Here is a 21317-nt window from a genome sequence, read left to right as displayed (position 1 = left end):
ATGAATCGTAAACACCTGCTTGTTCCTTTCGCCGCCGGCGCGCTGCTGCTGGCCTTGGGCGGCACGGCTTCGGCCGATGAGAACGCGGCGCTGAAAAAATGCATGGACGGCGCCAACACCACCGCCGACATGGTCGATTGCAACGCCAAGGAAACCAAGGTGCAGGACGCACGCCTGAACACCGCCTACAAAGCCGCCATGACGGCGATGGAAGGCAACCGCAAGCAGCAGCTGCAAGACGTACAGCGCCAGTGGCTCAAGTTTCGCGATGCCAACTGCGGCTTCATCGGCTCGGCGACCGGCGGCACCATTGATCAGGTCAACGGCTCCGGCTGCGTGCTGGACATGACCCAGACCCGCGCCCAGGAACTGGAAAACCTGGTCGGCCCATGATCATTCCCACGCTCCGCGTGGGAATGCATCCTGTGACGCTCCGCGTCACGACTTTAAGAGCGGACGCGGAGCGTCCAAAGCGGCGTTCCCACGCAGAGCATGGGAACGATCATCGCACTTCAACAACGGTCAGTCGTGCTGCACCCGCGCACGCTTGAGCAGTTTGCGGCAGCGCTCGGACAGGTGCAGCACTCGCAAATGCTTGCCGGCCTTGGTGTAGCGCTCGCGCAGGGTCATCAAGGCGGCAATCGCTGAATAGTCGACGAAGCTCAAGTGACGGCAATCCAGCGTTACCTGGGCCGGGTCGTTGGCCGGATCGAACCGGTTCAGGAACGGCGTGGTCGAGGCAAAAAACAGCGTGCCGTGCACCCGATAGAGCTTGCTGCCATCCGCTTCCATATGCTCATCCGCGTACAGCTCACGCGCTTGCAGCCAGGCAAAGTTCAGCGCCGCAATCACAATCCCGCACAGCACCGCCGTCGCCAGGTCGGTGAACACGGTAATCACCGTCACCGCCATGATCACCAGCACGTCGTTGAGTGGCACCTTGTTGATCACCCGCAGGGACGCCCAGGCAAACGTCTGCTGGGACACCACGAACATCACCCCTACCAGCGCCGCCAGCGGAATGCGCTCGATCAGCGGTGACAGAAACAGAATGAACAACAGGATCATCACCCCGGCAAACACCCCGGAGAAGCGCCCACGCCCGCCGGAACTGAGGTTGATCACGGTTTGCCCGATCATCGCACAGCCGCCCATGCCGCCGAACAGGCCAGAGACCATATTGGCCGCGCCCAGGGCCACGCTTTCGCGGTCGGGGTAACCACGGGTTTCGGTGATTTCGTCGGTGAGGTTGAGGGTCAGCAGGGTTTCCAGCAGCCCGACCATGGCCATCAGGATCGCGTAGGGCGCGATGATGTGCAGGGTTTCAAGGGTCCAGGGAATCTGTGGCAACGCGAAGGTCGGCAGGCCACCGGCAATGTGGGCCATGTCGCCCAGGGTGCGGGTCGGCAGGCCGAGCAGGTACACCGCCAGGCCCACACCGAGGATCGCCACCAGGGCCGGTGGCACCGCACGGGTCAGGCGCGGCAGCAGGTAGACGATAGCCATGGTGGCAGCGACCAGCCCGGTCATCACGTACAACGGCGTGCCGCTGAGCCAGGTGTCACCGCTCTTGAAATGCTCCAACTGCGCCAGGGCAATGATGATCGCCAGTCCGTTGACGAACCCGAGCATCACCGGGTGCGGCACCATGCGCACCAGCTTGCCCAGGCGCAACAGGCCGAAAGCGACCATGATCAAGCCGCCCAGCAACACCGTGGCCAGCAGGTACTGCACGCCGTGCTGCACCACCAGTGCAACGATCACCACAGCCATCGAACCGGCGGCACCGGAGACCATGCCGGGCCGGCCCCCGAACAGCGCGGTGAGGGTGCAGATGATGAACGCGCCATAGAGGCCCATCAGCGGGTTGAGGTGAGCCACCAGGGCAAAGGCGATGCATTCGGGCAGCAAGGCGAAAGACGTGGTGAGTCCGGCCAGGGCATCGGCGCGCAGACGGGTGAGGTTCATTGAAGTACCGGGGAGTTGCGAGGGATAAGGCGGGGGATGGTACGGAATTGGGCGGGGTGGGGCTAGTGTTGGGTAAGACAGTTAGACCGAGTCGCCCCTTTCGCGAGCAAGCCCGCTCCCACACTTAACCGAGTTCCAACTTTGGAATGCGGTCGAATGTGGGAGCGGGCTTGCTCGCGAAGGGCTCAACTCGGTTTCAAGCGAATATCAAACCATCTCGTTGCGAATCCACTCGACTACAGAAGTCCGCTTCGGCGCCCACCCCAGCAATTCCCGCGCATGCTTGCCGCGCACACGGCTATTGGAGCCCAGGCCATAGTTGGCCATTTCATAACCCCACTCGGCCTCGGCATCCGCCAATAGCCAATCCTGCGGTTTACCCAGCTTCAGCGCTTCAGCAATCGCGGTGGTCATGTCGACAAATGCCGCCTCACCACTCTCCACAAAGTAGAAGGTGCCCGGCACATTCTTCTCCAGCGCCAGCAGGTACAGCGCGACCACGTCTTCAATGTGCACGTTGGACCAGATGTTCTGCCCGGTGCCCACATGCCGCACTACACCGCTTTTGCGCGCCTGTTTGAGCAAGCGCGGCAACTGAACGCTGTCGCGCTTAACCCCCAGGCTGTGACCGTAGATCAGGGTGTTGCAGATCACCGCCGAGTTCACGCCGTCTTGGGCGGCAGCGAGAATCAGGTTGTCGATGGCCACGCGAGCGGCCTTGTCGACAGTCGGCTCCGGCAAGTTGTCTTCGTAGTAGATGACATCGCTGGACTTACCGCCCGACGCATCGCCGACGATGCTCGAACCGCTGGTGTGCAGGAAGGTTTTGTTGGAGCCGCGCAGTGCGGCCAGCAACGTTTCCACGGCACCGCGATGGTCGCTGCTGGCGGCGTTGATGACGGCGTCTGCTCTCTTCGCTTGCTCGGTCAACAGCGCACTGTCATCCAGCGTGCCGATCACCGGCGTGATGCCCAGTGCAGTCATTTCTTCGGCTTGTTCGGCGCTGCGCACCAGGCCGGTGACGTTATGGCCGGCCTTGACCAGGCCAGTGGCGATGGAGCCGCCGATAAAACCGGCAGCGCCGGTAATGAATACGTTCATGGAGGTGTCTCCCTGCGTGAGTAATTGATGGCGTCAGTATTGCGGACCTATCCATGCGGAATAAGTCCGTATTGCCCAATTCAATCTTGCGCAGGGGTCACGAATCAGCTGGCGTAACTGGCCAGCTTGCCCTGGATAAAGTCCAGGAAACACTGGATGCGCAAGGCCAATTGCGAGTTGCGGTAGTACACGGCGTTGATCGGCTGGCGATAGCCGCTGTTGAACTCGGCCAGCACCGGTATCAGGCGTCCGGTCTTGATGTCCTGGGCGGTCATGAAGTCCGATAGACATGTGATGCCCTGCCCTTCCAGTGCCAGCTGGCGCAAGGTTTCGCCGCTGGAGGCGGCAACGCCCGGCTGGATCTGCCAGCGATCCCCGTGCACATGGCGCAGTGGCCAATGGTTCAGGGTTTCGGTCTGGGTGAAACCGAGCAAAGTGTGTTCGGCCAGTTCGGCAACGGTGGCGGGCGTACCGTGCTGTTTCAGGTAAGCCGGGCTGGCGAGGATATGCAGCGGGCTGCAACCCAGTGAGCGGGCGTGAAGGGTCGAGTCGGCCAGGGCACCGATGCGGATGGCGATGTCGGTGCTTTGCTCCAGCAGGTCGATGATCAGGTCGTTGCTGTTCAGCTCCAGCTGGATGTCCGGGTACAGGCCACGAAACTCGGCGATGTACGGCACAATCGCATGCAGCATGAACGGCGACGCCGCGTTGATCCGCAGGCGCCCCGAGGGGGTTTGCTGGCGCGACGATAGGCGCTCTTCCAGGTCGTCCATTTGCTCGAGGATCACCTTGGCCCGCTCGAAGAAATACTTGCCCTCTTCGGTCAGGTCCATGCGCCGGGTGGTGCGGTTGATCAGGGTGGTGTCGAGCTTGGCTTCCAGGCGCGACAAAGTGCGGCTGACCGCTGACGGCGTCTGCCCGACCTGCTCGGCTGCGGCGGAAATCGACCCGCATTCAATCACGCAGACAAAGATCTGTAGCTCATCGGATCGGGCTTTCAACGTGAATCCTCTTTATAGCGGCTGCACGGATACTAGCTGCATTACAGACTCAGGTTAAACACCTGTGCCAGATGCTGCTCATACCGCGCCACGTCGGCTTCGATGGCCGGGCGCTTCATCACGTCCACGCACAGGAAGGTCGGCAGGCCGGTCATGCCGAGGAATTCGTTGGCTTTGTGGAACGGGAAATACACCGCGTCCACGCCCTTGGCTTCGAAGAAGTCGGTAGGGTCGTCAAAGGCTTGTTGCGGTGCGTTCCAGGTCAGGGACAGCATGTATTGCTTGCCCTGGATCAGGCCGCCGCTGCCGTATTTCTGCGATGCATCGGAGCGGGTGCGGCCGTCGCTGGCGTAGAGGCTGCCGTGGCCTTCGGTGAAGACTTCATCGATGTATTTCTTGACGATCCACGGGGCGCCCATCCACCAGCCGGGCATCTGGTAGATGATCACGTCGGCCCAGAGGAATTTGGCGACTTCTTCGGCCACGTCGTAGCCGGCGTCGATGTGGGTTTCCTTGACATCGATGCCACCACGGTCGAGCACCGCCAGCGCCGCTTCATGCAGGGTGCTGTTGTAGCGGCCGTCAGAGTGGGCAAATTTTTTACCGCCGTTGAGCAAGAGAACTTTCTTCATGGGGTGTGCCTAAAGATTAAAAATGTCTGAAGGCAGGGTAACGGGGCCGATGCTTTGGAATAAGCGTCGGAAAGGCAAAATACATTTGATTAAAAAGCACGAATCAACAGTTGATTCTTAACCACTAATCAGCAGATGACCTCCCAGCGCGGCCATGCCGACAAAGAACACCCGCTTGAACAGCACGGCACTGATGCGCTGGCGCAGGGCCTGGCCCAGCCACATCCCGAGCAGCGCGGGAGCCAGCGCCAGCAACGAGGCGTTCAATTCGCCGCCGCCCAGGCTGCCACGCCAGAATAGGCCGGCCGCCAGCGCCAGGGTCGACACGGTGAACGACAGCCCCAACGCCTGCACCAGTTGATCGCGATTCAAACCCAACGCTTGCAGATACGGCACCGCCGGAATCACGAACACGCCGGTGGCCGAGGTGATAATCCCGGTCAGCACGCCGCACAACGGTCCCAGCCAACGCTCGGTGGCCGGGCTCACCTTGAAGGTCGGCAGAAACAACCCGCTTAGGGCATACATCAGCAATGCCCCGCCCAACGCCCGCACCACCCAATGCCCGCCGTCCATGCCCAGCCACAACGAGCCCAGCCCGGTGCCGAGAAAAATCAGCAGGAGCATCGGCCACAGGCGTTTGATCAAGGCACTCAAATGACCGCCGAACGCCAGTTGCCAGAGGTTGGTAACCGTCGACGGGATGATCAGCAAGGCCGCAGCCTGCGCCGGAAGCATAGCCAGGCCGAGCATGCCCATCGCGACAGTGGGCAAGCCCAGACCGATGACGCCCTTGACCGTACCGGCCAGCAGGAAGGTGCCGATCACCAGCAATGTCAGGGCTGGACCGAGGTTTTGGTAGAACGCGAGTAAGGTATTCATGGGTCGATTTTGCAGGTTTGGGTGATGTCTGAAAATTCGCCATATACTGAGGCAGCCTCTTGTTTTGCATGAGGCAGATGGCCTCTTCGCGAGCAAGCCCGCTCCCACATTTTGAAAGGGTTCACAGATCTAAATGTGGGAGCGGGCTTGCTCGCGAAGAGGCCCGTACAGACACTGAGATCCCCAGCCCATGCACTTTGACCTGATCGACCTGCGCCTGTACCTGCACATCCTCGACACCGGCAACATCACCGCCGGCGCCAGCCGCAGCCACTTGTCCCTGGCAGCGGCCAGTGCGCGGATTCGAGCGATGGAGGCCTCGCTGGGTATCGAGTTCCTGGAGCGTGGCCGCCGTGGCGTCACCCCGACAGCGGCGGGCAAAGCCCTGGCCCGTCACGCCCGCCTGCTGCTGCAGCAAGCCGAGCACCTGCAACAAGACCTCGCGGAATACGCCAACGGCGTCAAAGGCCAGGTGCGCCTGCTGTGCAACACCACCGCCCTGAGCGAATACCTGCCGGAACTGTTGGCGGACTTTCTGCACGAGCACCCCAACCTCGACATCGACCTGCAGGAACTGCCGAGCCTGCGCATCACCCACGCCTTGCGCCAGGGCGCGGCAGACCTGGGGATCATTTCCGATGCGGTGGACACCCACGGCCTGCAAACCCTGCCCTTTCGTGACGACCCGCTGGTGCTGATCATGCCGCTGGATCACCCGCTGGCCGGGCGCACCGTGAGTTTTATCGACAGCTTGCAGCACGACTACGTAGGCCTGGCCGCCGACAGCGCGCTGGCGGTGTACCTGGAAGAACAGGCATTGCACGCAGGCTTTCGCTTGCAGACACGTATCCGTGCAGATGGGTTTGACGGGCTGATTCGCATGGTTGCCCGGGGCGCCGGGCTGGGCATAGTGCCCCTGGCCGCGCTGGAGCGCTGGCCGTTGGAACGGCGCTTCAAGGCCCAACCCCTGACCGAGGATTGGGCCTGTCGCAAACTGCTGTTATGCGCGCGCGAGTTCGAGCAATTACCGGGTTATGCCAAAGCCTTGTTCGACGCCTTGGCCGCGCCCTTGCGGAAAAATACGTAGTACACCAGCGACAGAATCAGCAGGAATGGCACCCCGAACACCAGCGTCATCTTGAACGCATCGGTGAAGAACGTGGTGACCATCACCGCGCCCATCAGCACCAGGCCCAGCAACGTGCTGTAGGGAAACAGCGCCAGTTGGAACGACAGCTTCGGCCCGCCGTGACGCTTGCGGTAGCGGCGGAAAAACAGGTGCGTAAGGAAGATCATGAACCAGGTGAAGATCGCGCCAAACATCGAGATCGCCATCATCAAGGTGAATGAGCTTTCCGGGTACACCACGTTCAGCAGGGTTGCCAGGGCAATGCCCGAGCTGGACAGCAACAAGGCGTTCAACGGGATCCCGCTCTTGCTCAAGGCACCCATGGACTTGGGCGCGAAGCCAGCGCGGGACAGGCTGAACATCATGCGGGTGGTGATGTAGAGCTGGCTGTTCATCGCCGACAAGGCGGCGATCAGGATCACAAAGTTCATCACCCCGGTGGCGCCGGGAATGCCGATGGTCTGCATCACCGTGACGAACGGGCTCTGGGCATGGCCGGCCTGGTTCCACGGCACGATGGCGAGCATCAGCGCCAGGGTCAGCAGGTAGAACACCACCAGCCGCACGATGGTCGCGCGGAAGGCTTTCTTCACCGCCTGCTCCGGGTCGGCCGCTTCACCGGCGGCCACCGCGATCATTTCCACGCTCAGGTAACTGAAGATCGAGACGATCACCGCGATCCACATGCCGCTCAACCCGTTCGGGAAAAAGCCGCCGTGGGCGGTGTAGTTCTGCACGCCGTAATCCGGATTGCCGGAGCCGAACACCACATACACCGCGAGGATGATGAAGCCAACGATGGCGCTGATCTTGATCGTGGAGAACCAGTACTCGAAGTTGCCGAAGGTCTTGACGCTGATGGCGTTGAGCACGATCAACACGCTGGAGAACGAGACGATCCACACCCATTCCGGCACGTTGGCAAACCAGTACTTCATGTACATCGCCACCGCCGTGACCTCGGCGCCCACCGCCAGCACAATCGCCGCCCAGTACGCATAACGCACCAGGAAACCCGCCAGCGGGCTGACGTAAAACTCCGCATACGCGCCGAACGAGCCCGAGGTGGAATGCGCCACGGTCATCTCTGCCAGGCAGCCCATCAGCAACAAGGTGATCAGCGCTCCGATGGCATAGCTGACCAGCACGCTGGGCCCGGCATAGCCGATGGCGTAGGCGCTGCCCATGAACAGCCCGGTGCCGATGGCGCCACCGATGGCGATCATGCTCATCTGGCCGGAAGTGAGCTGGCGCCTGAGGCCCAGTTCGCGATTGGTTATTTCGGCAAAGCCTTGGTCTGGCGTGGTCACGTGGCGTGCCCCTTTATTATTGTGATTGCACTGTTTGTTGCTTGCCCTGAACCTTGTGGGAGCTGGCTTGCCTGCGATGGCATCACCTCGGTTTAACTGAAAGACCGCGGTGCCTGCATCGCAGGCAAGCCAGCTCCCACAGGGGTTTTGTGTTGTATCAGGTGACGCTGTGGCGCACTTTGAATTGCGGTTGATCCCAGGTTTTCTGATCGAGAATCTCACCCAGGATTTCCACCGCATCCCACACTTCAGCAAAGCTGGTGTACAGCGGGGTAAAGCCGAAACGCATGATGCGCGGCTCCCGATAATCACCAATCACGCCGCGAGCGATCAAGGCCTGGATAACCGCATAGCCTTCCGGGTGTTCGAAGCTGACGTGGCTACCCCGTCGGGCGTGCTCACGCGGGGTGATCAGGGTCAGGTCGTGGGCAGCGCAACGACTTTCCACCCGCTCGATAAACAGGTCAGTCAACGCCAGGGACTTAGCGCGCAGGCTGGCCATGTCGGTCTGGGCAAAAATATCCAGGCCACACTCCACCATCGCCAGCGAGGTAATCGGCTGGGTGCCGCACAGGTAGCGGGCGATGCCCTGGCTCGGCGCATAACGCGATTCCATGGCGAACTGGCGGGTATGCCCGAACCAGCCCGACAACGGCTGCGTGACCACATCCACCAACGCCGGGTTGACCCACACAAACGCCTGGGAGCCGGGCCCGCCGTTGAGGTATTTGTAGGTGCAACCAATCGCATAATCGGCACCGGCCTGATGCAGGTCGATCGGCACCGCGCCCGCCGAATGCGCCAGGTCCCAGATCGCCAGTGCGCCACATTCATGGCTCAAGGCAGTCTGGGCCTGCATTTCGTACATGTAGCCGGTCTTGTAGTTGACGTGGGTGAGCATCACCACGGCTGTGTCCTGGTCGATGGCTTGGGGCAGTTCGTCCGGGCTATTGACCAGGCGCAGGGAGTAGCCCTGTTGCAACAGTTCGGTCAGGCCTTCGGCGATGTACAGGTCGGTGGGGAAATTGCTCGCTTCGCTGACGATCACCTTGCGGCTTGGCGCTCGCTCGCGTTGCACAGTCAACGCTGCGCTGAGCACTTTGAACAGGTTGATGGAGGTGGTATCGGTGATCACCACTTCACCGTCGCGAGCACCGATCAGCGGGGCCAGGCGGTTGCCCAGGCGCTGGGACAGGTCGGCCCAGCCGGCACTGTTCCAGCTGCGAATCAGGCCATTGCCCCACTCCTCGGCGATCACCGCTTGCGCCCGCTCCAGTGCCGCTACCGGGCGCGCACCGAGGGAGTTGCCGTCGAGGTAGATCACCCCGGCCGGCAAGGCGAATTGGTTGCGCAATGGCGCCAGCGGATCCTGGGCGTCGAGGGTCAGGCAATGGGTGCGGGTGGTCATGGTCAGTCCTGTTCTTGTAGTGACAATGAGCCAAATAATGAACGAAGCTTTAGAGAATTTTCGTGCAAAGTGGCGGGCAACAGGCTAATTAAGCTGTAGGAAATTCGAATTTAACCCCCAAACACGCGGATTTATTCTAACCATGATTCTCGACGCCACCGACCTGCGCCTTCTGCATTTCCTGCAACAGGATGGCCGTATCAGTAACCAGGAACTGGCGGAGAAAGTCGCCCTGTCGCCGTCGGCCTGCCTTCGGCGTTTGCGCCTGCTGGAAAGCGAGGGAATCATCAGTGGTTATCGGGCGGTGTTGAACGCCGAGCAACTGGGGATTGAGCTGGAGGCCATCGTCCACCTGTCGTTGCGCCAGGATGTGGAGGATTGGCACGAGACGTTTATCAAGAAGGTGCAGGGATGGCCGGAGGTGGCCAGTGCGTATGTGATTACGGGGGCGAGCAATTATGTGCTGCGGGTGCAGGCGCGTAATTTGAAGCACTTTTCGGACTTTATCGTGAACCACCTGAACCGCACGGCGGGGGTGATGGATATTCGGTCGGAGATCGTGTTGCAGAAGATCAAGGATCGGGATGATTTGCTCGATCTGGTTGTTCGCAAGTAGGCCAAACGATACAGATCCAATGTGGGAGCGGGCTTGCTCGCGAAGGCGGAGTGTCAGTCACCGGAAATATTGACTGATCCACCGCATTCGCGAGCAAGCCCGCTCCCACATTTTTTTACCGCGTTCAGTCTTCGAGGGCGCGCACTCGCTGCATGCGCTTCTGCTCCACCGGCGCCGCCGCCGGCTGTAACTCAAAGTCAAAATCAATCTGCGCAAACTGCCCTTCCACACCAAATTCCTTCGCCAGGTTTGCGTCCTCGCTGAAGCGAATTTCGGCGATCAACTCATCCCGCGTCGCATAGGCAAAATCATCATGCAGGTACGGGTCATCCGACAGGTTGATCTGCGTGGTCAGGTGCCGATGGCCCGGCGCCGAGATGAAGAAGTGGATATGCGCCGGCCGCTGGCCATGGCGCCCCAACTGGTCCAGCAACTGCTGGGTCGGGCCGGTCGGCGGGCAGCCATACCCCGACGGTACGATGCTGCGAAAACTGTAGTTGCCCTGGGCATCGGTCTCGATTCGCCGACGCAGGTTGAACTCCGACTGCGTGCCGTCAAACCACGAATACGTGCCGCCCGTGTTGGCCTGCCACACATCGACAATCGCGCCCGCCAGCGGCTTGCCGTTGGTGTCGCGCACCTGGCCTTGCATGAACAGTGGCACGCCCGGGTCCTGCCCGTCATCCAGCCGCGCCTCGTATTTGGACAGCGGCGCACCGGCCACATACAGCGGGCCTTCGATGGTGCGCGGAGTGCCGCCGGATTTGCCGGCTTCCTCGTCCGCCGCGTCCATCAGCATGTCCAGGTAATGCTCCAGGCCGAGGCCTGCCGCGAGCAACCCGGCTTCCTGGTTCTTGCCCAGTTCGTTGAGGTAGTTGACCGCCTTCCAGAACTCTTCCGGGGTCACTTCCAGGTCTTCGATGATGTTCACCGTGTCCCGCAGGATCCGGTAGATCAGCGCCTTGGCCCGTGGGTTGCCGCCGTCGTTCAGGTTGCCGCTGGCTTCTTCGAGAAACTGTTGGGCGTGAGCAGTCTGGGAAAGTCGGATGGTCATGGTGCAATCCTCATCTTGTAATTATTAGGTGAAAAAACAGACTCAGCGATCATCCTCACGGATCGACGATGGATGCCGGCACAGGGCATTCACTTCGATGGCCATGTAAGGATAAAGCGGCAGTTGCATCAGCAGGTCATGCAGTTCCTGCACGCTGTCGACATCGAACACGCTGTAGTTGGCGTAAAGCCCGGCGATGCGCCACAGGTGGCGCCATTTGCCTTGCTCCTGCAGCCGCTGGGAGAAGGCTTTTTCTTCAGCCTTGAGGCCGGCAGCGCGCTCGGGGTTCATGTCGACGGGCAGGTTCACGGTCATTTTTACGTGGAACAACATCGCAGGTGTCCTCGGGTTATTTATCGCGACGGAAGAACGCCAGGCGCTCTTCATCAATGGCCAGGCCCAGGCCCGGAGCGGTGGAGACATGCAGGTGGAAATCGCGGTACACCAGCGGCTCGGCGAGGATGTCTTCGGTGAGCAGCAGCGGGCCGAACAGCTCGGTGTCCCACGCCAGTTTGTTCAAGGTGAGAAAGGCATGGGCCGAGGCCAGGGTACCGATACCGCCTTCGAGCATGGTGCCGCCGTACAAGCCGATGCCCGCCGCTTCGGCAATCGCCGCGGTGCGCAATACCGCGCGCGGGCCGCCGTTTTTGGCGATCTTCAGGGCGAACACCGAGGCCGCGCCTTCTCGGGCCAGGTTGAAGGCGTCTTCCACACATTCGATGGACTCGTCGGCCATGATCGGCGCCGGGCTCGACAGGTTGAGCCGGGCCATGCCGCCACGGTTATTGCGCGAAATCGGCTGTTCGATCAGGTCGATACCGTTGTCACCCAGCACCTTGCAGGCGCGCAGGGCCACGGCTTCGTCCCAGGCCTGGTTAACGTCGACCCGCACACTGGCGCGGTCGCCCAGGGCTTTTTTGATCGCGATGACGTGGGCCAAATCCTGGCTGACTTCACCGGCACCGATCTTCAATTTGAAGATGCGGTGGCGGCGCAGGTCGAGCATCTTCTCGGCCTCGGCGATGTCTTTTTCGGTGTTGCCACTGGCCAGGGTCCAAGCCACCGGCAAGGCGTCCCGCACGCGGCCGCCGAGCAGCTCGCTGACCGGCAAATTCAGGCGTTTGCCGAGGGCGTCGAGCAAGGCGCTTTCGATGCCCGACTTGGCAAAAGTGTTGCCCCGAATGCTGCGCTCCAGGCGCAACATGGCGGCATTGATGTTGCTCGCGTCCTGACCGAGCAGCAGCGGCGCGAAGTGCCGGTCGATGTTGACCTTGATGCTGTCGGGGCTTTCATTGCCGTAGCTCAGGCCGCCGATGGTGGTGGATTCACCAATGCCTTCGATACCGTCGGCGCAGCGCACACGGATGACCACCAGGGTCTGGTTCTGCATCGTGTGCATCGCCAGCTTGTGCGGGCGGATGGTAGGAAGGTCGACGATGATGGTCTCGATCGACTCGATGGCGCAAATCGGCATGGCAATACCCGTTGGGTTCTTTATAGATTTGGCCTGATTCTGTTCCGGATCTCTGCTGGCTTCCAATATAGAATGAGTCTCGAACAATACCCTCAAGGTATGAATGGAGTCCTTATGGAACTGCGCCATCTGCGTTACTTCCAGGTGCTGGGGGAAACCCTCAACTTCACCCGCGCCGCCGAACGCCTGCACATTGCCCAGCCGCCGTTGAGCCGGCAGATTCAGCAACTGGAGGACGAACTGGGCGTGGTCCTGTTGGAACGCGGGCGGCCGTTGCGGCTGACCGAGGCCGGGCGGTTTTTCTATGAGCACGCCAACGTGCTGCTGGAGCAACTGGGCAAGGTTTGCGATAGCACCCGGCGCATTGGCTTGGGCGAAAAGACCTGGCTGGGCATCGGTTTTGCGCCGTCGACGCTGTATGGGGTGTTGCCGGAGTTGATTCGACGGCTGCGCAGCCATGATGGCCTGGAACTGGAGTTGGGCCTTTCCGAGATGACCACGTTGCAACAGGTCGAAGCCCTCAAGGCCGGGCGCATAGACGTGGGTTTCGGGCGGATTCGCATCGACGATCCGGCGATTGTGCAGCGGGTGTTGGTGGAAGATCGGCTGGTGGCCGTGTTGCCCGCCGGGCATCCCCTGCTGGGCGCCCCGGCCACCCTGGCGCAATTGGCCGCTGAACCCTTCGTGCTGTATCCCGGTAACCCGCGGCCCAGCTACGCCGACCATGTGATCGCGCTGTTCGATGCCCATGGCTTGAGCCTGAAGGTGGCGCAGTGGACCAATGAATTGCAGACCGCCATCGGCCTGGTGGGCGCGGGCATGGGCGTGACCTTGGTGCCGGCCTCGGTGCAGGTGCTGCATCGTGCCGATATCGGCTATACCCCGGTGGTGGAAGCCACGGCCACTTCGCCGATCATTCTCAGCCGGCGGATCAATGACCAGTCGCCGGGGCTCAGTCATTGCCTGCAACTGGTGGAAGAGTTGATCTGAGATTTCACAACCGGCACAAATCCCCTGTGGGAGCTGGCTTGCCTGCGATAGCGGTGGGTCAGCCAAGAAGATACAAGCTGAGCCACCGCTATCGCAGGCAAGCCAGCTCCCACAGTTGATCTCCGTTGTTTTTGAGTAAAGTGTTCATCCACGCATGCGTCGGGCGTCGTTGCGTTGCAGGGTCTGGCTGGGAGATTCATCGAACAGCTTGCGGTACTCGGCCGAGAATCGCCCCAAATGGGTAAAGCCCCAACCCAGGGCGATCTCGGAGATAGTGCGGGTCGAACCGTGTTCGAGAATTTCCTGGCGCACGGCACCCAGGCGGTATTTCTTCAGGTAAGCCATGGGCGACAGGGCGAAGTATTTTCGAAAGGCATCGAACAGCTTGAAGCGCGAAACCCCCGCCGCCGCCTCAAGGTCCTCCAGATGCACCGCCTCCCGGGCGTTGTCGTGTATGTACTGCCGCGCACGGATCAGATAGTGCGGCAGCTTCACCCCCAGCACGTCCCGCAGTTCTTCGGAATAGTTATTCGGCTGGGCGAGAATCAGGCCCTTGATCAGCGAGCTTTCCAGATCCCGGGTAAACGCCGCCTGGTCATACAGCTCGCTGCTGCGCTCCAGTTCGGCGATGAAATACCGCGCCATGCGCCACCACGACGCCGGGGCGCCATCCACCGCATCCATCACCGACTCAAAGCGCAGCGGCGCTTCAATCGGCCGTTGCAGCAGGCCTTCCAGGGATTCGCTCATCGCCGCGCGGGTGATCACTACCTGCAACTTGCGGCAGTCACCGGAGATCGCCAGCACTTGATGCTCATTGGGCGAGATGATCACGCCCTGATCGCGGTTGGAACTGAGCCGTTCGCCGTTCTTGCTCAGTTCCTGCTCGCCCACCAACGGCAGGCTCAGGCTGTAGCTGCTGAAGTGCTCGGCGTCTTCGATGTCGATGGTGACGTCGGTGCCGTATTCGATAATCCCCAGCGTGGTGGCGCGGGACTTGAACACATTGGCGCTGTGGTGAAAGCGGATGCGTTCCGGCGTCGCGGTCTGCAGCCGGTACGGCCCGCAAATGCCGGACATCCAGCTGCAGGCGCCTTCAAGGTCGAAGCGCTCGATACGTATATCGCGTGTATTGCTACTCATCACGGGGCACCCACGGCAATTGTGGCCGGCGCGCTCTGACGGCGCGTCCTGGTAGAGCAACAGCAAGTTTTGCGCCACGCCAGCGGCATTGCCACTGGGTGGATAGCAACCGTCGATTAAGTGGATAACGCACCGACTTTTCCGACAATCGCCTTGCAAGACAGTAGCGCATTCCACCACTGCCCTGCACCGCCGTGGGTATTTCGTGCCCAACTAAGTGGCCCACCTTCCCCCATTAACCGGATAGCCCGCCACCCCGCCGCAGCCTCTTAATGGCCTACCCGTTTAGCCATTATCAAAAAAGGTGCCTCCCATGAGTGGTGCAAGAAGCGTCGAGCAGTGGAAAAGCTTTATCGAAGGCTGCCTGGACTTTCGTCCGGTGGATGAAGTGTTCCGCATCGCCCGGGACATGTTCACCGAGCCGGAGCTGTTCGACCTGGAGATGGAACTGATCTTCGAAAAGAACTGGATCTACGCCTGTCACGAAAGCGAATTGGCCAACAAACATGACTTCGTGACGATGCGCGCCGGGCGCCAGCCGATGATCATTACCCGCGACGGCGAAGGCCAGCTCAACGCGCTGATCAACGCTTGCCAGCATCGCGGCACCACCCTGACCCGAGTCGGCAAGGGCAACCAGTCCACCTTCACCTGCCCGTTCCACGCCTGGTGCTACAAGAGCGATGGCCGGCTGGTGAAGGTCAAGGCGCCGGGGGAATACCCGGAGGGGTTCGACAAAGCCACCCGCGGCCTGAAAAAGGCGCGGATCGAGAGCTACAAGGGCTTCGTGTTCATCAGCCTCGACGTGAACGGCAGTGACAGCCTGGAAGACTTCCTCGGCGACGCCAAAGTGTTCTTCGACATGATGGTCGCCCAGTCGGCCACCGGTGAGCTGGAAGTGCTGCCGGGCAAATCCGCCTACACCTACGACGGCAACTGGAAACTGCAAAACGAAAACGGCCTGGACGGTTATCACGTCAGCACCGTGCACTACAACTACGTGGCCACGGTGCAGCATCGCCAGCAGGTCAACACGGAAAACGGCACGGGCTCCGCCACAACGCTGGACTACAGCAAGCTCGGCGCCGGCGACGCGAATACCGATGACGGCTGGTTCGCGTTCAACAATGGCCACAGCCTGTTGTTCAGTGACATGCCGAATCCGACGGTCCGCTCCGGCTACGCCACCATCATGCCGCGCCTGATCGAAGAACACGGCCAGCAAAAGGCCGAATGGATGATGCACCGCCTGCGCAACCTGAACATCTACCCGAGCCTGTTCTTTCTCGACCAGATCAGCTCGCAGTTGCGGATCATCCGCCCCATCGCCTGGAACAAGACCGAGATCATCAGCCAGTGCCTGGGGGTAAAGAACGAGTCTGACGCCGACCGTGAAAACCGCATTCGCCAGTTTGAGGATTTCTTCAACGTCTCAGGCATGGGCACGCCGGATGACCTGGTGGAGTTTCGCGAAGCCCAGCGCGGCTTCCAGGGCCGCCTGGAGCGCTGGAGCGATATCTCCCGCGGCAGCCACCGTTGGGAAACCGGGCCGACGCCCAACAGCGAAGCCATCGGCATCCAGCCGGCGATGACCGGCACCGAATTCACCCACGAAGGGCTGTACGTCAACCAGCACCACAACTGGCAGAAATTCCTGCTGGACGGGCTCGATGCCCAAGCCCTGAAACTGCGGGAGGTGAAATGATGAATGCGCAATTGCAGTACCGGATCGAGCAGTTTTTTTACCGTAAATCCGAGCTGTGCGATGCCCAGGATTGGGACGCCTACGTGCAGCTGTTCGACCCGCAGAGTGAGTTCCACCTGCCCCAGTGGGACTCGGAACACGTCTACACCCGCGACCCGAAGCGCGAGATGTCGTTGATCTACTACGCCAACCGCTCGGGGCTGGAGGATCGGGTGTTTCGCCTGCGCACGGGCAAGGCCGCGTCGGCCACACCGATGCCGAGGACGCTGCATTTGATCAACAACGTGCGGATTGCCGAGCAACCGGACGGGCTGCTGAAAGTGAAGCTGAACTGGCACACGCTGTTCTATCGGCTGGCGATGTCGGAGCAGTTCTACGGCAGCGCCACTTACAGCCTCAAGCCCGATGGCGACAGTTGGTTGATCACCCGCAAGCATGCGCTGCTGCTCAACGACACCATCAACTCGGTGCTGGATTTCTATCACCTTTGAACACCTCCCCCCGTAGCAGCTGCCGAGCCTTGGCGAGGCTGCGTCTGCGGCGCACCTGACACTCCGCAGACGCAGCCTCGCCAAGGCTCGGCAGCTGCTACGGGGCGTTTTAGAGAGCGATCATATGAATCACAAAGTGGCCTTCAGTTTTGCCGACGGCAAGACCCTGTTTTTCCCGGTGGGCGCCAATGAGATCCTGCTGGACGCAGCCTTGCGCAACGGCATCAAGATCCCGCTCGACTGCCGCGAAGGCGTATGCGGCACCTGCCAGGGCCGTTGCGAATCAGGCGATTTCACTCAGGACTACGTGGACGAGGAAGCCCTCTCCAACCTCGATCTGCAACAACGCAAAATGCTCAGTTGCCAGACCCGGGTCCAGTCCGACGCGGCGTTTTATTTCGATTTTGATTCCAGCCTGTGCAACGCGCCGGAGCCAGTACAAATCCGCAGCACGGTGAGCAATGTGCAGCAGATCTCGACCAGCACGGCGATCCTGCACCTGCAGCTTGAGAACTCATTGGACTTTTTGCCGGGCCAATATGCCCGCCTGTCGATTCCCGGCACCGACAGTTGGCGCTCCTACTCCTTCGCCAACCGCCCGGGCAATCAGTTGCAGTTCCTGATCCGCCTGCTGCCCGATGGCGTGATGAGCAACTACATCCGCGAGCGCTGCCAGGTGGGCGATGAGGTGCTGCTGGAGGCGCCATTGGGTGCCTTCTATCTCCGGCATGTCACCCGACCGCTGGTGTTGGTGGCCGGTGGCACTGGTTTATCGGCGCTGGTGGGCATGCTCGATGACCTGGCCGCCAGCGCCTGCCAACAGCCGGTGCATCTGTATTACGGCGTGCGCGGTGCGGCAGATTTGTGCGAGGCCGCCCGCATCGCCGCTTATGCCGAAAAAATCCCAAACTTTCGCTACACCGAAGTACTCAGCGACCCACCTTCGGATTGGCCCGGCAAACGCGGCTACCTCACTGAGCATTTCGACCTGGCCGAATTGCGGGATCAATCGGCGGATATGTACGTGTGCGGGCCGCCACCGATGGTCGAATCCATCAAACAATGGCTGCTGGATCAGGCACTTGATGGCGTTCAGCTGTATTACGAAAAGTTTACCGAGAGTAATATCTGACCCCTCAGCGGTATGAGGGGCTGGTTCGGTGTGCGATCAACCCTGAAAAAAACAAGTAGAAGGGAATGTTAATGGCGGATGACATGGTTAACCCGGTGGGCCTCAAGCGTGGCCTGAAGAACCGGCATATTCAGCTGATTGCCTTGGGAGGGGCAATCGGGACCGGGCTGTTCCTCGGCTCGGCGGGCGTGCTCAAGTCGGCGGGGCCGTCGATGATCCTGGGCTACGCGGTAGCCGGGTTCATCGCGTTCTTGATCATGCGCCAGCTGGGCGAGATGATCGTCGAGGAACCGGTGGCCGGCTCCTTCAGCCACTTTGCCCACAAGTACTGGGGCGGTTACGCAGGCTTCCTCGCCGGCTGGAACTACTGGGTACTCTACGTGCTGGTGGGCATGGCCGAGCTGACAGCGGTGGGCAAGTACATCCAGTTCTGGTGGCCGGAAATTCCGACCTGGGTCAGTGCGGTAGTGTTCTTTGTGCTGGTCAACCTGATCAACACCCTCAACGTGAAGTTCTTCGGTGAGACCGAGTTCTGGTTCGCGATCATCAAGGTGGTGGCGATTGTCGGCATGATCGTGCTCGGCTGCTACCTGCTGTTCAGCGGCACCGGCGGCCCGCAGGCCTCGGTGAGCAACCTGTGGAGCCACGGCGGGTTCTTCCCCAATGGCGGCATGGGGCTGTTGATGTCCATGGCATTCATCATGTTCTCGTTCGGCGGCCTGGAGCTGGTGGGTATTACCGCCGCCGAAGCCAGCGAGCCACGCAAGGTGATCCCCAAGGCGATCAACCAGGTGGTGTACCGGATCCTGATTTTCTACGTCGGCGCACTCACCGTGCTGCTGTCGTTGTACCCATGGGACCAACTGCTGCAAACCCTCGGCGCGTCGGGCGATGCCTACAGCGGCAGCCCGTTCGTGCAGATCTTCTCGCTGATCGGTAACGACACCGCCGCGCACATCCTCAACTTCGTGGTACTGACCGCGGCACTGTCGGTGTACAACAGCGGCGTGTACTGCAACAGCCGCATGCTGTTCGGCCTGGCCGAGCAAGGCGATGCGCCGAAAGCGTTGATGAAGCTGAACAAGCAAGGCGTGCCGCTGCGTGCCTTGGGCATCTCGGCCCTGGTGACGCTGCTGTGCGTGGTGATCAACTACGTCGCCCCGCATGACGCACTGGAGCTGTTGTTTGCGCTGGTGGTTGCCTCGCTGATGATCAACTGGGCGCTGATCAGCCTGACCCACATCAAGTTCCGCAAGGCCATGGGCGAGCAAGGCGTGGTGCCGTCGTTCAAGACCTTCTGGTTCCCGTTCAGCAACTACCTGTGCCTGGCGTTCATGCTGATGATCATCTGCGTGATGCTGGCGATTCCGGGCGTGCGAGCGTCGGTGTATGCGATTCCGGTTTGGGTCGGGATTATCTATGTGGCGTACCGGTTGCGGTTGAATAACGCGAAGGCAGTAACAGCGCAATAACCCATGTGGGAGCGGGCTTGCTCGCGAAGGCGCAGTGTCAGTCAGCGGGTAGGTCGACTGACACACCGCTTTCGCGAGCAAGCCCGCTCCCACATTTGGATCGTATTTCAAATGAAAAGCCCCGGTACTGATGAGTACCGGGGCTTTTTGTTGGGCCTTGATTACAGCGTGGAACGCACTCGCCACAGCTCGGGGAACAGCACGGTGTCGAGCATCTTGCGCAGGTAGCCCACGCCTTCGGTGCCGCCCGTACCTGGCTGGAAACCGATAATCCGCTCCACCGTGGTGACATGGCGGAAGCGCCACTGACGGAAGGAATCTTCCAGGTCGATAAATTTTTCGGCCAGTTGGTACAGGTCCCAATAACGGCTCGGGTCGCGATAAACCTCGCGCCACGCTGCCTCCACGGATTCATCGTGAACCGTCGGCGCCGTCGGGTCGCGTTCGGCGCGCTTGGGGTCGATCGCCAGGCCGGCCTTGGCCATCAGGTTGATCGCCTCGTCATACAGCGACGGCGTGGCAATCGCCACTTTCAGCTCGTTCAACAGGTCCGGACGATGGGCGTGGGGCCGCAACAGCGCCGCGCTTTTATTGCCAAGGATGAATTCGATTTCCCGGTACTGGAACGACTGGAAGCCCGACGACTGGCCCAGGTACGGGCGAATCGACTTGTACTCCGACGGCGTCATGGTCGCCAGCACTGCCCAGGCGTGCACCAGTTGGTCAAAGATCCGCGACACCCGCGCCAGCATTTTGAACGCCGGTGGCAACTCACCCAGGCGCACGTGTTCGCGGGCGGCCTTGAGTTCGTGGAGCATCAGTTTCATCCACAGCTCGGAGGTCTGGTGCTGGATGATAAACAGCATCTCGTTGTGGTCCGGCGACAGCGGGTGCTGGGCGCTGAGCACTTTGCCCAGGTCCAGGTAGTCGCCATAGCTCATGGACTCGGAAAAATTCAGCTCGGCGTTATGCCATTCTTCCGGCGGCTGGTAGTCAGGGGAGAAAGGACACTGGCTCATCGCGTGGGCTCCTTGAGCGGGCGGAGAATGGCTCGTACCGGACTGGCATCGAGGTTGGCGAAACGCAGCGGCAGCGCGATCAACTCGTAATCGCCCTCCGGTACGTCGTCGAGGACGATGCCTTCGAGAATCGCCATGCCACGACGGGCGACGGCGTTGTGGGAATCCATGGTCTTGGACTGCTGCGGGTCCAGGGACGGCGTGTCGATGCCGATCAGGCGCACACCGAGGTTGGCCAGCAGCTCGACGGTTTGCGGGGCGACGGCGGTGAAATTCGAATCCCAGGTATCCAGTGGCGCCTGTTGATAAGTGCGCAGCAGCACACGCTCCGGCAGGTTCTCCAGGCGGCCTTCCAGTTGATGTGGCTGCACCAGCGCGCCGCTGTCCAGGCAATACAGCACCCGACACGGGCCCATGTACACATCCAGGGACACTTCACCGATGGGCGCACCGTCAGCGCTGTAGTGCAACGGCGCGTCCACATGGGCGCCGGTGTGGGGCGACAGGGTGATGCGTCCGACATTCACCGGGCACTCGGGGCCGAACTGCCAGACCCGCTCTTCCTGAAACGGCGTATCACCCGGCCAGGTCGGGGTCGCGGTGCTCAAGGGCGGGCTGATGTCCCACCACGTTTTTATTGGATTCATTTCAAGGCTCTCGGTCGTTACTGGGGTGAATGATACGAGGGCCAGCTGTAAATATTCTTGCGAATTCCAGCGCAAAGCGGGAAATCTTTCGCACTTACTGCGAGGAAATGGCTGATTGGTGATTGGATGTTTCAATCCGCGCG

At 61.0% G+C, this 21317-nt stretch carries 21 protein-coding genes; 8 read left to right on the top strand and 13 right to left on the bottom strand.

What is annotated here, in order from left to right; translation table 11 throughout:
• Entirely contained in the window at nt 1-393 is a 393-nt protein-coding gene (locus JFU58_RS13580) for a lysozyme inhibitor LprI family protein (RefSeq protein WP_093202081.1), read from the top strand.
• A 129-nt stretch (nt 394-522) separates the two neighbouring features.
• Here JFU58_RS13580 and JFU58_RS13575 read toward each other — a convergent pair whose 3' ends face one another.
• From JFU58_RS13575 to JFU58_RS13555, 5 genes are all read right to left on the bottom strand, one after another.
• A complete protein-coding gene (locus JFU58_RS13575; protein WP_063033253.1) occupies nt 523-1968 on the bottom strand; it encodes a SulP family inorganic anion transporter in 1446 nt (481 codons plus the stop codon).
• A 207-nt stretch (nt 1969-2175) separates the two neighbouring features.
• Nucleotides 2176-3069 (bottom strand): NAD-dependent epimerase/dehydratase family protein, encoded by an 894-nt coding sequence (locus tag JFU58_RS13570; protein ID WP_201140912.1) that lies wholly within the window; start codon nt 3067-3069, stop codon nt 2176-2178.
• A 104-nt stretch (nt 3070-3173) separates the two neighbouring features.
• The gene (locus JFU58_RS13565; RefSeq protein WP_177071946.1) at nt 3174-4070 is read right to left on the bottom strand and encodes a LysR family transcriptional regulator; all 897 of its coding nucleotides are present in this window, start codon (nt 4068-4070) and stop codon (nt 3174-3176) included.
• Between the two features lie 41 nt (nt 4071-4111).
• Nucleotides 4112-4702 (bottom strand): NAD(P)H-dependent oxidoreductase, encoded by a 591-nt coding sequence (locus JFU58_RS13560; RefSeq protein WP_063033256.1) that lies wholly within the window; start codon nt 4700-4702, stop codon nt 4112-4114.
• A gap of 117 nt (nt 4703-4819) precedes the next feature.
• Nucleotides 4820-5584 carry a sulfite exporter TauE/SafE family protein gene (locus JFU58_RS13555; protein WP_201140910.1) on the bottom strand — a complete coding sequence of 255 codons (765 nt, stop codon included), beginning with the start codon at nt 5582-5584 and terminating at the stop codon, nt 4820-4822.
• Nucleotides 5585-5774: 190 nt separating this feature from the next.
• Between JFU58_RS13555 and JFU58_RS13550 the strand changes: the two genes are divergently transcribed.
• A complete protein-coding gene (locus JFU58_RS13550) occupies nt 5775-6671 on the top strand; it encodes a LysR substrate-binding domain-containing protein (protein ID WP_093202094.1) in 897 nt (298 codons plus the stop codon).
• Here JFU58_RS13550 and JFU58_RS13545 read toward each other — a convergent pair.
• Together JFU58_RS13545 and kynU are read right to left on the bottom strand one after the other, a co-directional pair.
• Complete coding sequence (locus JFU58_RS13545; protein ID WP_093202099.1) at nt 6617-8023, bottom strand: amino acid permease; 1407 nt, start codon at nt 8021-8023, stop codon at nt 6617-6619. The genes JFU58_RS13550 and JFU58_RS13545 overlap by 55 nt on opposite strands.
• 157 nt (nt 8024-8180) lie before the next feature.
• Complete coding sequence (kynU, locus tag JFU58_RS13540; RefSeq protein WP_201140908.1) at nt 8181-9431, bottom strand: kynureninase; 1251 nt, start codon at nt 9429-9431, stop codon at nt 8181-8183.
• Nucleotides 9432-9573: 142 nt separating this feature from the next.
• Between kynU and JFU58_RS13535 the strand changes: the two genes are divergently transcribed.
• Nucleotides 9574-10047, top strand: coding sequence for an Lrp/AsnC family transcriptional regulator (locus JFU58_RS13535; protein WP_003212305.1), 474 nt, complete (start codon nt 9574-9576; stop codon nt 10045-10047).
• A 124-nt stretch (nt 10048-10171) separates the two neighbouring features.
• On the opposite strand, the gene catA is transcribed toward JFU58_RS13535, so the two are convergent.
• The 3 genes from catA to JFU58_RS13520 are packed head-to-tail and all read right to left on the bottom strand — an operon-like array spanning nt 10172 to nt 12575.
• Nucleotides 10172-11101: a catechol 1,2-dioxygenase gene (gene catA / locus JFU58_RS13530; RefSeq protein ID WP_201140906.1), complete on the bottom strand. Its 930-nt coding sequence runs from the start codon at nt 11099-11101 to the stop codon at nt 10172-10174.
• Nucleotides 11102-11143: 42 nt separating this feature from the next.
• A complete protein-coding gene (catC, locus tag JFU58_RS13525; protein ID WP_003212310.1) occupies nt 11144-11434 on the bottom strand; it encodes a muconolactone Delta-isomerase in 291 nt (96 codons plus the stop codon).
• Nucleotides 11435-11450: 16 nt separating this feature from the next.
• Nucleotides 11451-12575 carry a muconate cycloisomerase family protein gene (locus tag JFU58_RS13520; RefSeq protein ID WP_201140904.1) on the bottom strand — a complete coding sequence of 375 codons (1125 nt, stop codon included), beginning with the start codon at nt 12573-12575 and terminating at the stop codon, nt 11451-11453.
• Between the two features lie 114 nt (nt 12576-12689).
• On the opposite strand from JFU58_RS13520, the gene JFU58_RS13515 reads away from it, so the two are divergent.
• Entirely contained in the window at nt 12690-13565 is an 876-nt protein-coding gene (locus JFU58_RS13515; protein WP_167665285.1) for a LysR family transcriptional regulator, read from the top strand.
• Between the two features lie 144 nt (nt 13566-13709).
• On the opposite strand, the gene JFU58_RS13510 is transcribed toward JFU58_RS13515, so the two are convergent.
• Nucleotides 13710-14708 (bottom strand): AraC family transcriptional regulator, encoded by a 999-nt coding sequence (locus JFU58_RS13510; protein WP_201140902.1) that lies wholly within the window; start codon nt 14706-14708, stop codon nt 13710-13712.
• A 313-nt stretch (nt 14709-15021) separates the two neighbouring features.
• Between JFU58_RS13510 and antA the strand changes: the two genes are divergently transcribed.
• The 4 genes from antA (at nt 15022) to JFU58_RS13490 (ending at nt 19508) form a co-directional block, all read left to right on the top strand.
• Nucleotides 15022-16413, top strand: coding sequence for an anthranilate 1,2-dioxygenase large subunit (gene antA, locus JFU58_RS13505; RefSeq protein WP_201140900.1), 1392 nt, complete (start codon nt 15022-15024; stop codon nt 16411-16413).
• On the top strand, nt 16413-16904 hold the full coding sequence (gene antB / locus JFU58_RS13500; RefSeq protein WP_201141238.1) for an anthranilate 1,2-dioxygenase small subunit: 492 nt from the start codon (nt 16413-16415) through the stop codon (nt 16902-16904). The genes antA and antB overlap by 1 nt, the downstream gene beginning before the upstream one ends.
• Before the next feature lie 124 nt (nt 16905-17028).
• A complete protein-coding gene (antC, locus tag JFU58_RS13495; protein WP_201140899.1) occupies nt 17029-18036 on the top strand; it encodes an anthranilate 1,2-dioxygenase electron transfer component AntC in 1008 nt (335 codons plus the stop codon).
• Between the two features lie 71 nt (nt 18037-18107).
• On the top strand, nt 18108-19508 hold the full coding sequence (locus JFU58_RS13490; protein ID WP_003212324.1) for an amino acid permease: 1401 nt from the start codon (nt 18108-18110) through the stop codon (nt 19506-19508).
• 161 nt (nt 19509-19669) lie between these two features.
• Here the strand turns inward: JFU58_RS13490 and kynA are convergent, their stop codons facing one another.
• Together kynA and kynB are read right to left on the bottom strand one after the other, a co-directional pair.
• A complete protein-coding gene (gene kynA, locus JFU58_RS13485; protein ID WP_063033266.1) occupies nt 19670-20527 on the bottom strand; it encodes a tryptophan 2,3-dioxygenase in 858 nt (285 codons plus the stop codon).
• On the bottom strand, nt 20524-21174 hold the full coding sequence (gene kynB / locus JFU58_RS13480) for an arylformamidase (protein WP_063033267.1): 651 nt from the start codon (nt 21172-21174) through the stop codon (nt 20524-20526). Before kynB ends, kynA begins: the two co-directional genes overlap by 4 nt.
• Nucleotides 21175-21317 lie beyond the last annotated feature (143 nt).

The organism is Pseudomonas sp. TH34 (assembly GCF_016650865.1).
Lineage (GTDB): Bacteria > Pseudomonadota > Gammaproteobacteria > Pseudomonadales > Pseudomonadaceae > Aquipseudomonas > Aquipseudomonas yamanorum.
This window is presented reverse-complemented; position numbering and strand designations above follow the sequence as displayed.